Genomic DNA, 13,300 nt, shown 5'->3' on the forward strand with positions numbered 1-13,300 from the left:
TTCTACGGAGGCAAAGCTTTTCTTAGGAGGGAAACCATGAGCAAAGGGCGCGTTGTAACAATTACAGGGCCAGTCGTCGACATTGAGTTCGAACGCGGACAACTCCCTGAAATCTTGAATGCCATCAAGATTGAAAAAAATGATAATGGCGTACTATCCACAATGACAGTCGAAGCAGCTGTTCACCTTGGTGACAACCTGGTTCGTTGTATCGCAATGTCCTCAACTGACGGACTTGTGCGTGGAGCAGTAGCTACAGATACAAAAGCTGCAATTACTGTACCAGTTGGAGCAGCAACACTAGGTCGCGTGTTTAACGTATTGGGAGATCCAATCGATGGAATCGAAGAAGTTGACCGTACATTAACAAGCGGCATTCACAAAGAAGCTCCAGCTTTCGACAACTTGTCGACCAAAGCAGAGATTCTTGAAACAGGAATCAAAGTTATTGACCTCATGGCTCCTTATGTTAAGGGTGGTAAAATCGGTCTCTTCGGCGGCGCGGGTGTAGGTAAAACCGTAACCATGCAAGAGTTGATTCACAACATTGCACAAGAGCATGGCGGTATCTCCGTATTCGCAGGCGTTGGTGAGCGTACTCGTGAAGGTAATGACCTTTACCACGAGATGAAAGACTCCGGCGTTATCGCAAAAACAGCGATGGTATTCGGTCAAATGAACGAGCCTCCAGGCGCGCGTCTTCGCGTAGCTTTGTCCGGTTTGACAATGGCTGAGTATTTCCGTGATGAAGAAGGTAAAGACGTTCTTCTTTTCATCGATAACATCTTCCGCTTTACACAAGCAGGTTCTGAGGTTTCCGCATTGCTGGGTCGTATGCCATCAGCAGTAGGTTACCAACCGACTCTGGCAACAGAGATGGGTCAACTGCAAGAGCGTATTACGTCCACGAAAAAAGGTTCCGTTACTTCCATTCAAGCGATTTACGTTCCTGCCGATGACTACACGGATCCGGCTCCAGCAACGGCTTTCGCTCACTTGGATGCAACAACGAACTTGGAGCGTAGTATTGCAGCAGCAGGTATTTTCCCTGCGGTAGATCCACTTGCTTCTTCTTCCCGTATCTTGACGCCAGAAACACTTGGCGAAGATCACTATAGAACAGCACAAGGCGTTAAACAAATTCTTCAACGTTATAAAGAGCTTCTGGATATTATCGCGATCTTGGGTATGGATGAGTTGTCCGATGAGGACAAATTGACTGTACACCGTGCGCGTCGTCTCCGTCTGTTCTTGTCTCAGCCGCTTCACGTTGCTGAGCCGTTCAACGGTTTCCCAGGTCTGTATGTACCATTGAAAGAAACTGTGCGCAGCTTCAAAGAAATCCTTGAAGGTAAGCACGACAACCTTCCTGAAGTGGCTTTCCACAACGTGGGAACGATCGAGGACGCTATCGAGAAAGCAAAAACACTGTAAGTTTGGCTTCATGCCAACACAGTAATGCTTACGAAGCCAGTTTTGCCTAGCAAAACTCTAAGGGAGGAGAATCCAAGTGAGTACATTCCTACTGGAAATTGTTACCCCGGAGCGCAAAGTGTACGCTGAACAAGTGAACATGATTAGCGTGAAGGGTGTCGAAGGGGAGCTTGGAATTCTGCCGAATCACATTCCACTGGTCACTCCATTGAAAATTGCGCCGATTACTGTGAAGAAACAGGGCTCTAAAGACGAAATCATCGCGGTTAACGGCGGTTTCATGGAAGTGCGCAAGGATAAGGTGGTTATATTGGCGGAAAGCGCCGAGCTACCAGAACAAATTGATATCGATCGCGCGAAAGCTGCGAAAGAGCGTGCGGAGAAACGCCTTGCTGAAACGAAGCAAGATAACGTTGACTTCAAACGTGCGGAAGCTGCTTTGCAAAGAGCAGTGAACCGTATCAGTGTGTCCGGGAAATAAATAGATGTTTGATGAAAAGCGGGGGGACTTTGGTTCCTTCGCTTTTTTTGTTTCAGTTCTTTGGAGCGCGGCAGTTTTTGCTGACGATAAGAGTCTCTAAGAGTCTGTCCGACGAAACAGGAATTAGTCAAACAATTCCGAATAAGTAGTAGTAAGACTGTAAAAGGATGTGTCGTAGGCATGGCTAAATTCAAAGCATATACCACAGAGCAAGGTGAACTTCTACCTATCTATTTAAGCGAGTGGGTAACAGATGATCATGAAGTTAGACTTGTCAGCGACATCGTCGAGCAGTTAGACCTATCTGCCATTACTAACAAATACTCCAAGCGTGGAGAAGAAGCCTATCATCCTGCCATGCTGCTCAAACTGTGGTTCTATGGGTATGCGACAGGCGTCTTCACGTCTAGGAAACTTCAAATAGCTACGAAAGAAAGCATTCCTTTTCGCTGGTTATGTGGCGGATACCTGCCAGATTTTCGTACGCTGAGTGACTTTCGGAAGAACCACCTGGATACCCTTCCAGGTTTATTCAAACAAGTCATACAAATCGCTATGGAACTGGGCTATATCTCGCTCGGGCATGTGAGCATTGACGGTTCTAAAATAAAGGCAAGCGCCTCTAAACATAAATCGATGTCACGTGAGCGTATGCAAAAACGCCTCGTTCAATTGGAAGACGAAGTCCGGCAAGCATTGGAGTATTCTGCTACCGAGGAAATGTTGGAGGAACCCCATCCGACGAGTCCTTCCCTATCGTTGGAGGAACGCTATGCCCGCATCGCGCAAATAAAATCTGCGCTGGAGAATTTGGAAGAACAGCGGCCAGCGGAACAGGCCGAATCTCCTCAGAGCGATCAATTTAATTTTACCGATGCCGACTCTCGCATCATGAGCACACGGAACCAAGGTGTCATTCAAGGCTACAATCCACAAATTGCCGTAGACAGCGATCATGGCTTCATCGTTGGACTTCAAATGAGTAACCAAACAACCGATCAACAGCAGTTTGAAAACGTGCTTCATTCCATGAAAACAATGACAGGAGATAGGCCTCAGAAGCTGAGTGCTGATGCAGGGTATTTTAGTGCGTCCAACATTGCAGCGGCGCTGGAGGCTGAAGTGGATGCCTACATTGCTGCCGATCGCGAAAACAAAAAAAAGAATAATGCCTACGACAAGACCAACTTCACTTATGTACCTGAGCTAGATTATTATCTCTGCCCTGCTGGCAAAGAGCTTACACGGAAACGAACCGTGCATGCGAATGATGCAGATAAGCCAACGACTTGGGTTTATGAATGCAGCGTCTGTAGCGAATGTCCTTTTCGAGACGAGTGTGTAAAAAGTAAAACAGGGAAGCGTTCCATCACACGTAGCGAGCATGATCCCCTGCGAGAGGAAATGCGAACGAAAGTGCAAAGTGATGAGGGAACAGCCGTTTACCGAATGCGTAAGGCGATCGTTGAACCGATATGGGGGCAGTTGAAGGAGGTTCAAGGATTTCGTCAATTCCATTTGCGGGGCGAGGATAAAGTATCTGGGGAGTTCATACTGCTCTCTCTAAGCCACAACATCCGCAAATTGCATGCGGCGAAGTATCCCAAACCAGCCACTTTGTACAAACGGGAGAGGTCTGCCCGTAAACAAAGAGTGGCTGGATGAGAGGGAGTAGGCTACGGAAAAACCAGATTGAACAGGGAAAAGCTACAAAGCTACACATAAAGAGCACTCATCGTTCAGTTTCACGATGGAGTGCTCTTTTAATTCTTTTCGTCGGACAGACTCCTAAAGGCTTCTATTCCTCGAAAATAGCCACTTTTTGTGCGGATTAGAGCTTCTGGGGACTCTTAATTGTTTAGTGTGGAGGGGTTTTGGCTAGTTTTGCTGTTGATAGGAGTCTCCAAGGGCTTCTATTCCTCGAAAATAGCTACTTTTTGTGTCAATAGGAGCTTCTAGAGACTCTTACTTGCAAAAGAGAAAGGGCTGCCCGCAAGGTCTTTCGACCTTTCGAACAGCCCAGATCAGATCCTCATAAGGAGTAAACCTATTTTGATGCGTGATGCCAAGCCGTAGGTTGTCCTGTCTTTGGACAGGAAGGGAATGTCTCGCCAATTTGTAGATCTATGGTTTGTCCGTCTGCATCTTGATACTGGCCTGCCTCCGTTACTTTGTCGCCCGTTTGATGCTGATGATTCGCATGCCGCCATGTCGTTTCATTGCCCGAAACCGGACAATACGGAAATACATCCCCGTGTGATAGTTGAAGAGCTTTGCCGGCAGCGCAAATGTAGTTCCCTGTTTCCTCCACTTTTTCATTGGTGCGATGTAGATCAGTAGCTGTTTTCATGTGATATCATCCTCTCTCATTTAAATTCAGGGAGAATAGAGATAAGCCTCCATTTTCCACTGCATAGTATTACCCATCTCAACAACTAACTAATCAATTATCTCAGAGGTTTGAGTAATTTAGAGAGATTTGGGAATTATACACACTAAGCCTGAATTGTGACGTTTGGAATTAGCCATCGACGCCCAAAAGGCTTTTTGATATAATGTTTAAGGTGAATATTTCCAAATGGAATAGTACGTGTAAGTGAAGCAAAAAAGAATGGAGGCGGTTACATTCAAATGATGTACACAAATAACTATGTAATCGTAGCGGTATTTCTTGGGTTAGGGATTATCCTTCCCATAGTGGCGCTGACGGCAGGCAAATGGTTAAGACCGAGTAAACCCGTCGAAGAGAAGTACACGACGTATGAGAGTGGAAACGAGCCTGTAGGTGAGGGCCAAATCCGGTTTAATATTCGCTATTATTTGTTTGCTTTGATGTTTGTCATCTTTGATGTGGAGACCGTATTTTTGTATCCGTGGGCTGTCGCTTTTAATCAGCTCGGACTTTTCGCCTTAGTAGAAATGTGTATTTTTGTAGCCTTGCTTGCCATAGGATTAATATACGCTTGGAAGAAGAAGGTGCTGCAATGGACTTCAGTCTAGAGTCGATATCGCCCGAGGAACGGGAAGAGTTAAATCGCAATGTATTTATGACTACACTGGAGCAAGTGAAAGCTTGGGCTCGCAGTAATTCACTTTGGCCATTAACGTTTGGATTGGCTTGTTGTGCGATCGAAATGATGGGTACGGGTGGATCTCATTATGATTTGGATCGTTTCGGAGTCATCTTCCGTACGTCTCCCAGGCAATCGGATGTCATGATTGTGGCGGGGACCGTTACGAAGAAAATGGCTCCTTTGCTGCGCCGTCTTTATGAACAAATGCCGGAACCGAAATGGGTAATCGCCATGGGCTCTTGCGCGACAGCCGGCGGGCCTTATATCAAGTCCTATTCCGTGGTAAAAGGTGTCGATCAAATCGTTCCCGTTGATGTGTACATTCCGGGTTGCCCACCGAATCCGGCTGCGTTGATTTATGGAATTAACAAGCTTCAGGAGAAAATTCGCTATGAAGCGAAGACCGGGAAGCAGGTGACCAACCGATGAGCGAAGAGAAGAAGCCGGAGGGAAAGGTCGATCAGACGGTCGATCAGGCTCCTGCTGAGGAAGTAAAAAAGACAAGCGAGCCTGCGCCGGAAACAACAGGTGAGCCTGCCACTGAGGCTGCTGAGGCAGCGAGCAGCGAGGGGCAAGCGGCGGATAAGCAAGCGCCTGCTGCGAGCGAAACGCCGGTCGCGGCGGACGCTGCGAAGAGCGACGCTGCGGCTGAGCGCGCAGCCGCCCGTGCTGCCCGGCTAGCTGCGCGCGCGGCCGCTGAGCCGACGGGCGAGCCCGCGCCGGCAGATCCATCTGCGCCTGCGGCCGCAGATGACGAGAAGGCGGCCAAAGCCCAGGCCGCCGCAGAAGCCCGCGCCGCGCGAGCTAGCGCGCGCGCGAAGACCGAGTCGGCGGAGCCTGACGCGCCGAAAGTGCCTTCGCCGAACCAGCCGCTGCTGGACCGGCTGGTTGAGATCTTGAAAGCCGACGTTGGCGAAGACGCCGTCGTCGATGCCTTCATCAACGAAAGGGACGCGCATCGTCCTTACGTGGTCATTCACAGCTCACGCTGGCTGCAGGCCGCGCTGACGCTGAGGGATCACGAAGAGCTGCGCTGCGATTACTTGCGCAATCTCTCCGGCGTTGACCAAGAGACGCACCTAGAGGTGGCGTATCATCTGCTTTCCCTCACACACAAGAAAGAATACTGTGTGAAAGTAAAGACAGATCGCGAACAGCCGAGCATTCCGTCGGTTGCGCCGGTATGGCCTACCGCAGATTGGAATGAGCGGGAAGTATATGATCTGTTTGGGATTGATTTCCCAGGCCATCCGAATTTAGTACGCATCATGATGCCTGACGATTGGGTCGGCCATCCGCTACGTAAAGATTACGAACCGCTCGACCCGGAGGTGTAGCATTTGTTACGGACAGAAGAACTCCTGTTAAATGTTGGTCCTCAGCATCCCAGTACGCACGGGGTATTCCGCGTGATTGTGAAGCTGGATGGAGAAGTTATCAAAGAAGCTATACCCGTTATGGGCTATCTACATAGAGGAACTGAGAAGCTTGCAGAGAATCTCAGCTACACACAAATCATTCCATACACAGACCGCATGGACTATGTTTCGGCTATGACCACCAACTATGTGCTGGTGAATGCTGTAGAGAAAATGATGCAGCTTGAGGTACCGGAGCGCGCAGAGTTCCTGCGCCTGATCGTCATGGAGCTCCAGCGTATTGCATCGCACATGGTTTGGTGGGGAACCTATCTGCTCGACATTGGAGCCATGAGTCCATTCCTTTACGCTTTCCGTGATCGTGAGATTATTATTGATCTGTTTAACGAACTTTGCGGTGCCCGTCTGACTTACAACTACATGCGTGTAGGCGGGGTGAAATGGGATGCTCCGGACGGTTGGATCGAAAAGGTTCGAAAATTCATTCCGTATATGTACGGAAAATTAGAAGAATATCACACCCTTGTAACAGGAAATGAAATTTTCCTCTCACGGATCAAGGGCGTAGGCAAGTATGACGCGGATACAGCCATTGCGTATGGCCTTAGCGGCGCGAACTTGCGATGTACCGGCATAGACTGGGATATTCGCAAAACGCAGCCGTACAGCCTGTACAGCCGCTTCCAGTTCGATGTGCCTGTTCGCAGCGGCGGTGATTGCTATGATCGTTATTTGGTGCGCATGGAAGAAGTGAAGCAATCGCTGCGTATTTTGGAGCAGGCAGTGGAACAGTTCCCTGAGCAGGGTGAGACCATGGGGAAAGTCCCTAGAGTAATTCGCCCGCCAGAAGGGGAAATCTATTCGGCTATCGAGTCTCCTCGCGGAGAAATCGGCTGCTATATTATTTCTCGCGGCAAGCAAGAGCCATTCCGTCTGAAATTCCGCAGGCCCTCTTTCGTGAATCTGCAAATATTGCCCAAGCTGCTCGTGGGTGAAACGATGACCAACCTGATCACGATTCTGGGCGGCATCGATATTGTCGTTGGGGAGGTGGATGCCTAATGGTCAATTTATTAGGAGAGAGTCTGACATGGACGAACTTCTTCGTCTTCCTCTTCTGGGGCATCGTCATGCTGATGCTCGTTCTGGGCTTCGTTACTTACGCGATCTACTTCGAGCGCAAGGTTATCGGCTGGATGCAGTTGCGGATCGGACCGAACCGTACAGGTCCGTTTGGGCTCCTGCAAAGTGTCGCGGACGTGTTCAAGCTTTTGATCAAAGAGGACACGATTCCTAAGAAGGCGGAGCGCGAGCTGTTCATTCTGGCTCCAATTATTACCTTCATTCCTTCGTTCACCATTATTGCAACGATCCCGTTCTCGGATCGGATGTTTAACGCGAATTTGAATGTGGGTCTGCTCTATTATGTGGCTCTTACCGGAATATCCACGATTGGTATCATTCTCGGCGGCTGGGCCTCCAATAATAAATATGCGCTGCTCGGCGGCATGCGGTCCGCGGCGCAGATGATTAGTTACGAAGTTCCGCTCGTTATTTCTGTTATTGGCGTGATCATGATGACGGGCAGTTTGAATCTGCATACGATTGTTGATCATCAAACAGGCGGTTTCTGGCACTGGAATTTCATTCCTCAGATTCTCGGCTTTATCATCTTTGCGATTGCCGGTGTTTCGGAGTTGAACCGTACTCCCTTTGACTTGCCGGAAGCTGAGTCCGAGTTAGTTGCCGGTTACCACGTGGAATACAGCGGTTTCCGTTTTGCCTTTTTCATGCTATCCGAGTACGTCTATGTCTTCGTTATTGCGTCTCTGACCAGCTTAATCTTTCTGGGTGGATGGCATGCGCCGTTCCCATTCCTTGATTTCATTCCGGGAATTATCTGGTTTCTGCTGAAATTCTCCTTCATTGTGTTCTTCTTGTTCTGGTTGCGGGCTACGCTGCCACGTGTACGAGTCGATCAATTGATGGGATTCGGCTGGAAGGTTTTGTTGCCATTGGCACTCGCTAATATGCTGATAACGGCGATCATTATGACCATTACCAAGTAAATGGAGGGAATCGAATGAAGGGCATAATGAAAGGTTTAGGCGTAACGTTCAAAAGCATGACGCAAAAAAAGATCACGTACGCATACCCTGACGTTCCGATCAAAATGCCGGACCGTTTTCGCGGTATTCAACATTTTGATCCGGAGAAATGCATTGTCTGCAATCAATGTGCGCGTGTTTGCCCAACGGAGTGTATTACACTAACAGGGAAAGCGAATCCCGACCCCGAGAAGAAGGGGAAGGTTATCGATACGTATGATATCAATTTTGAAATCTGTATTTTGTGCGATCTCTGCACGGAGGTTTGTCCGACAGAAGCGATCGTGATGACGAACAATTTTGAACTGAGCTCCTACAGTCGCGACGATTTGTTCAAAAATATGCAGTGGTTAAGTGAGAATACGCAAAATATTCGCCAGGAGAACAACTCGGCCATGCCAAAAGGGGGGGCCAAGAAAGATGTTTAACGGAATAGGCGATTTCTTATCCAGCGGTTCTAGTTGGGCGTTCTTCATCTTCGCTTTGCTGGCAATCGGTGGAGCTATCTTCATGATTTCCTTTACCAAGGTTGTGCATATGGTTATTGCTGTAGCCCTGACGTTCATTAGTCTAGCGGGACTATATATCATCTTGGAAGCGGAATTCGTAGCTTTTGTTCAAATATTAATCTATGCCGGCGCGATCTCCATTCTCATGATTTTCGGCATTATGATGACTAAACACAGAGGTGCTGAAGAGGAGCCAAGGCGTCCTTGGCATGAAGCTTTAGCGATTATCGGCGCGATCTCCTTGTTTGGAGTCTTATTTTATGCGATCCAAAAAACGACCTTCGTTTCTTCAGGCACATTGGATGCTGGCAAGGACAACACACTAGAAATTGGGAAGCTGCTTTATAATGAGCACGTCATTCCTTTTGAAATTATGTCCGTGCTGCTGACGGTAGCTTTCATTGGTGCCATCGTAGTTGCGAAAAGAGAGGAGGATTAGCCGTGGGTTCAATTATTACGCCCTATCTCACATTAGCTGCTATCCTGTTCTGCATAGGTTTGTACGGGGCTTTATCCAAAAAGAACGGGGTCATTGTTCTGCTCTCCATCGAGCTGATGCTTAATGCCGTGAACTTGAATCTGATTGCCTTTTCCAAATTGGGTGATCACCCGGCGCTGACAGGTCAGATTTTCTCGTTGTTCAACATTACGATCGCAGCTGCTGAAGCAGCAGTCGGGATTGCCATTCTGATTACGATTTATCGCAACAAAGGGACAGTAGATGTAACGGATTTGGATTCTATGAAGCGCTAGGAGGCTAACAAGGATATGGTATCGGACTATTCACAGTACGCCTGGCTCATTCCGTTGTTTCCGCTGATTGCTTTTCTAGCGCTTACGGCTATGGGACGTCAACTCAAGGATTTGGGCATTTACATTAGTATTTTCGCCATGCTAGCCTCATTTATCATTGCCGTTTTGATATTCGTCGAACGTGTTGGCGGCAATGTGGAGGACTATACGTGGGATAAATTGCAGTGGCTGCAAGTAGGCGATTTCACGCTGAAAATGGGGTTTGAAGTTAACAATTTAAACTCCTTGATGCTCGTGATTGTCACATTGGTTTCCCTGCTTGTTAATATTTATTCCAAAGGCTATATGAAAGGCGACGAGCGAATTCACGTATTTTTTGGATACATCGCCTTGTTCTCCTTCTCCATGCTAGGCCTTGTTATTTCTGCAAATATGTTGCAACTCTATATTTTCTGGGAGCTTGTTGGGGTTTGCTCCTTCTTGCTCGTAGGATTCTGGTATTTCAAACCGGAAGCGAAGGCTGCAGCGAAAAAGGCTTTCATCGTGACCCGGATCGGGGATGTAGGCCTGTTCATCGGTATCCTTTTGTTGTTCTGGTACATGCCAGGGCACGCGCTCGATTTCACATCCATCCATAATGCCTTTACTTCCGGCAAAATTGATCCGACCATCATCACATGGATTGCGATCATGATTTTCATCGGAGCAATGGGCAAATCCGGTCAATTTCCGCTGCACACCTGGTTGCCTGATGCGATGGAGGGGCCAACTCCGATCAGTGCGCTCATCCATGCAGCAACGATGGTTGCCGCAGGGGTTTACCTCGTAGCCCGTACCTTCGATATTTTCCATGCCTCTCCGGATGCTTTGATGGTCGTTGCTTATGTGGGTGGCTTCACCGCAATCTTCGCTGCGACGATCGGGATTGCGCAGAATGATATCAAACGGATTCTTGCCTACTCCACGGTGAGTCAACTGGGCTACATGATGATGGCGCTGGGCATCGGGGTCTCGTACACATCCGGTATGTTCCATCTCTTCACGCATGCCTTCTTCAAAGCACTGCTGTTCTTGGGGGCAGGCAGCGTCATTCACGCCGTACATACGCAGGACATTAACGAAATGGGCGGATTATCCCGCAAAATGAAAATCACGACATGGACGTTCGCTATCGGAACGTTAGCCCTTTCGGGAATTTTCCCGTTCGCCGGGTTCTGGTCGAAAGATATGATTTTAACCGAGGCTTACGAGCATAATCAACTTCTGTTCTGGGTTGGTGTTATTGCAGCCTTCTTCACAGCGTTCTACATGTCGCGTCTGTTCTTCCTCGTCTTCCTTGGCTCCCCAAGAGGGAAAGCCAAAGTTGCCGATGAGCACGACGATCATGGACACGAAGCGCATGCCGCGCATGAGCCGCACGAATCTCCAGCATCGATGACGACTCCGCTGATCATTCTGGCGGTGCTGGCTGTAGTAGCAGGCTTCGTGAACACGCCGTTCAACGAATGGCTCGGACACTGGCTGACAGGTCAGGCGCATGATGAGAAAGCGAACTGGACCGTCATTATTTTATCCACGCTGGCAGGTCTGTTAGGGATTGGTCTTGGCTACCTCATCTATCTGAAACGCACGATTCCGCGCGATGTGGTTTCCAGTAGATTGCCTTGGCTTTACACCTTGCTCAATCGCAAATATTTTATTGATGAGATCTATCAGGGTATCCTCGTTAAGCCGCTTCGCGGTTTAGGATGGATTCTTGAATTGATTGATGTTTACATCATTGATGGTATCGTGCGTTTAGTCGCCTTTACTGTGGTAAGTCTGGGTCGTCTCGGCTCCCGCCTCCAAAATGGTCAATTGCAGACCTACGGGGTCATCATGATTTTGGGAATGCTGATTCTGGCACTCGCCATTGCAGGAAGGAGGTTCATCCATGCTGGCTAGTCTACCTATCTTAAGCTTGATTGCCTTTTCTCCCTTGCTGGGTGTTCTGGTCCTGCTCTTCATTCGTGGCGACCGGGGCCGCTTGATTAAAACGATCGGTATTGTCACTACCTTGATCCCATTGATCCTGGCGGCATGGCTGTACGTTGATTACAATTATCAAGGAGACCCCCTGCAGTACAAAGAACAGCTCAGCTGGATCAAAGTTCCGCTCAACCATGAGGGGTTAAGTGAGCAAATTACTTCCTATTTCTTCGAGTTCAAATATTCACTGGCGGTTGATGGGATCTCGCTGCCGCTTGTCTTTCTGACAGCTTTTGTCTCCACCATGGCGGCACTGGCTTCGGTGTATATCAAAAAACGTTGGAAAACGTTCTATATTCTTTTCCTGCTGCTTGAAACAGGTATGTTCGGCGTATTCATGTCACAAGATCTGTTCTTGTTCTTCCTCTTCTTCGAAGTGACACTGGTGCCGATGTTCTTCTTAATCGGAATATGGGGTTACATGAATCGGGAACAGGCCGCGAATCGCTTCCTCCTGTACAACGGATTAGGTTCAGCCATCATGCTGATAGCTTTCCTCATTCTCGTCAGCACAGCTGGATTCAATCAAATGCCTACACAGACAGAAGGCATCATTTACTACAGCGGCGATATTCATAACATTGCCCGCAATCTGCTGCAGGACCCTGCTGCCTATGTCAATCAAGAAGGCACGCCATTCTTCCTGAGTCAGACGATGAAGTGGACCGTATTCATCATGCTGCTGGTCGCCTTTGGCATCAAACTGCCGATCTTCCCGTTCCATACGTGGATGCTCAAAGTACATACAGAGGCTCCGCCTTCTGTTGTTATGATTCACTCGGGCATTTTGCTCAAAATGGGCGCGTACGGCCTTATCCGATTCGGGATTATGTTCTTCCCGGCAGAGGCCAAACAATGGGCCTGGATGCTCGCGCTCCTTGGCGTTATTAACATCGTGTACGGAGCCATTCTCGCGATGGTTCAGAAGGACTTCAAACTCGTATTGGCCTACTCGAGTATCAGCCATATGGGCATCGTCCTGCTCGGTCTTGCCGCATTCAATGTATCCGGCTTGCAGGGCGCCGTCTTCCAACTGATCTCTCACGGCCTGATTTCGGCCTTGATGTTCCTGCTCGTAGGCAGCATCTACGAGCGTACGGAAACCACGGAGCTTGATCGCTTGGGCGGTCTCGCCAGCAACCTGCCTTTCATCAGCGGCATCCTGTTGATTGCGGGCATGGCCTCGCTCGGATTGCCGGGCTTATCCGGCTTCATCAGTGAGTTCCTCGCGTTTCTCGGACTCTTCGAAACGCACCGCGTGTACGCCATTATCGGTACACTGGGGATCATTTTCACCGCGGTGTATGTGCTGCGCGGGGTCTTGAACATTACGTTCGGGCCGAAACAGCCGAACTTGCAGCTGCAAGGCATGCGCGATGCCCGGTTAATCGAGGCGGTGCCAATGATTGCTCTGGTAGCGTTCATCCTCTTGCTCGGGGTATATCCAAGCGTGCTGAGCCAGCCGCTCCAGCAAACGATAGGCAGCTTTGATCAACTGATCCAAAGCGTAGCCGGGAAGATAGGGGGTTAGACC

General features: G+C 48.9%; 14 protein-coding genes. 13 read left to right on the forward strand and 1 reads right to left on the reverse strand.

What is annotated here, in order from left to right:
* The first annotated feature begins 36 nt into the window (after window positions 1–36).
* The 3 genes from atpD to LOZ80_RS31810 all read left to right on the forward strand — a co-directional run bounded on the left by atpD (window position 37) and on the right by LOZ80_RS31810 (window position 3,580).
* Entirely contained in the window at window positions 37–1,434 is a 1,398-nt protein-coding gene (gene atpD / locus LOZ80_RS31800; RefSeq protein WP_065854487.1) for a F0F1 ATP synthase subunit beta, read from the forward strand.
* Between the two features lie 76 nt (window positions 1,435–1,510).
* Window positions 1,511–1,915 carry a F0F1 ATP synthase subunit epsilon gene (locus LOZ80_RS31805; RefSeq protein ID WP_238168327.1) on the forward strand — a complete coding sequence of 135 codons (405 nt, stop codon included), beginning with the start codon at window positions 1,511–1,513 and terminating at the stop codon, window positions 1,913–1,915.
* A gap of 180 nt (window positions 1,916–2,095) precedes the next feature.
* The gene (locus tag LOZ80_RS31810; protein ID WP_238166762.1) at window positions 2,096–3,580 is read left to right on the forward strand and encodes an IS1182 family transposase; all 1,485 of its coding nucleotides are present in this window, start codon (window positions 2,096–2,098) and stop codon (window positions 3,578–3,580) included.
* A gap of 382 nt (window positions 3,581–3,962) precedes the next feature.
* Here the strand turns inward: LOZ80_RS31810 and LOZ80_RS31815 are convergent, their stop codons facing one another.
* The gene (locus LOZ80_RS31815) at window positions 3,963–4,265 is read right to left on the reverse strand and encodes a hypothetical protein (protein WP_238168328.1); all 303 of its coding nucleotides are present in this window, start codon (window positions 4,263–4,265) and stop codon (window positions 3,963–3,965) included.
* A gap of 284 nt (window positions 4,266–4,549) precedes the next feature.
* Between LOZ80_RS31815 and LOZ80_RS31820 the strand changes: the two genes are divergently transcribed.
* From LOZ80_RS31820 to LOZ80_RS31865, 10 genes are read left to right on the forward strand one after another with little or no spacing between them, the layout of a single operon-like run.
* Window positions 4,550–4,915: an NADH-quinone oxidoreductase subunit A gene (locus LOZ80_RS31820; protein WP_283214806.1), complete on the forward strand. Its 366-nt coding sequence runs from the start codon at window positions 4,550–4,552 to the stop codon at window positions 4,913–4,915.
* A complete protein-coding gene (locus LOZ80_RS31825; RefSeq protein WP_189020038.1) occupies window positions 4,900–5,418 on the forward strand; it encodes a NuoB/complex I 20 kDa subunit family protein in 519 nt (172 codons plus the stop codon). Before LOZ80_RS31820 ends, LOZ80_RS31825 begins: the two co-directional genes overlap by 16 nt.
* Window positions 5,415–6,326, forward strand: a complete 912-nt coding sequence (locus tag LOZ80_RS31830) for an NADH-quinone oxidoreductase subunit C (RefSeq protein ID WP_238168329.1) — start codon at window positions 5,415–5,417, stop codon at window positions 6,324–6,326. Before LOZ80_RS31825 ends, LOZ80_RS31830 begins: the two co-directional genes overlap by 4 nt.
* A 3-nt stretch (window positions 6,327–6,329) precedes the next feature.
* Entirely contained in the window at window positions 6,330–7,430 is a 1,101-nt protein-coding gene (locus LOZ80_RS31835) for an NADH-quinone oxidoreductase subunit D (protein WP_238168330.1), read from the forward strand.
* Window positions 7,430–8,437 (forward strand): NADH-quinone oxidoreductase subunit NuoH, encoded by a 1,008-nt coding sequence (nuoH, locus tag LOZ80_RS31840; RefSeq protein WP_238168331.1) that lies wholly within the window; start codon window positions 7,430–7,432, stop codon window positions 8,435–8,437. The genes LOZ80_RS31835 and nuoH overlap by 1 nt, the downstream gene beginning before the upstream one ends.
* A gap of 14 nt (window positions 8,438–8,451) precedes the next feature.
* Window positions 8,452–8,904, forward strand: coding sequence for an NADH-quinone oxidoreductase subunit NuoI (nuoI, locus tag LOZ80_RS31845; RefSeq protein ID WP_238168332.1), 453 nt, complete (start codon window positions 8,452–8,454; stop codon window positions 8,902–8,904).
* Complete coding sequence (locus LOZ80_RS31850; protein WP_238168333.1) at window positions 8,897–9,424, forward strand: NADH-quinone oxidoreductase subunit J; 528 nt, start codon at window positions 8,897–8,899, stop codon at window positions 9,422–9,424. Before nuoI ends, LOZ80_RS31850 begins: the two co-directional genes overlap by 8 nt.
* Window positions 9,425–9,426: 2 nt before the next feature.
* Window positions 9,427–9,738, forward strand: coding sequence for an NADH-quinone oxidoreductase subunit NuoK (gene nuoK / locus LOZ80_RS31855; protein ID WP_189020026.1), 312 nt, complete (start codon window positions 9,427–9,429; stop codon window positions 9,736–9,738).
* A 15-nt stretch (window positions 9,739–9,753) separates the two neighbouring features.
* Window positions 9,754–11,682, forward strand: a complete 1,929-nt coding sequence (gene nuoL, locus LOZ80_RS31860; protein WP_189020024.1) for an NADH-quinone oxidoreductase subunit L — start codon at window positions 9,754–9,756, stop codon at window positions 11,680–11,682.
* Window positions 11,672–13,297: a complex I subunit 4 family protein gene (locus tag LOZ80_RS31865; RefSeq protein WP_238168334.1), complete on the forward strand. Its 1,626-nt coding sequence runs from the start codon at window positions 11,672–11,674 to the stop codon at window positions 13,295–13,297. The genes nuoL and LOZ80_RS31865 overlap by 11 nt, the downstream gene beginning before the upstream one ends.
* Window positions 13,298–13,300: the final 3 nt, after the last annotated feature.

It is taken from the genome of Paenibacillus sp. HWE-109 (assembly GCF_022163125.1).
GTDB lineage: Bacteria > Bacillota > Bacilli > Paenibacillales > NBRC-103111 > Paenibacillus_E.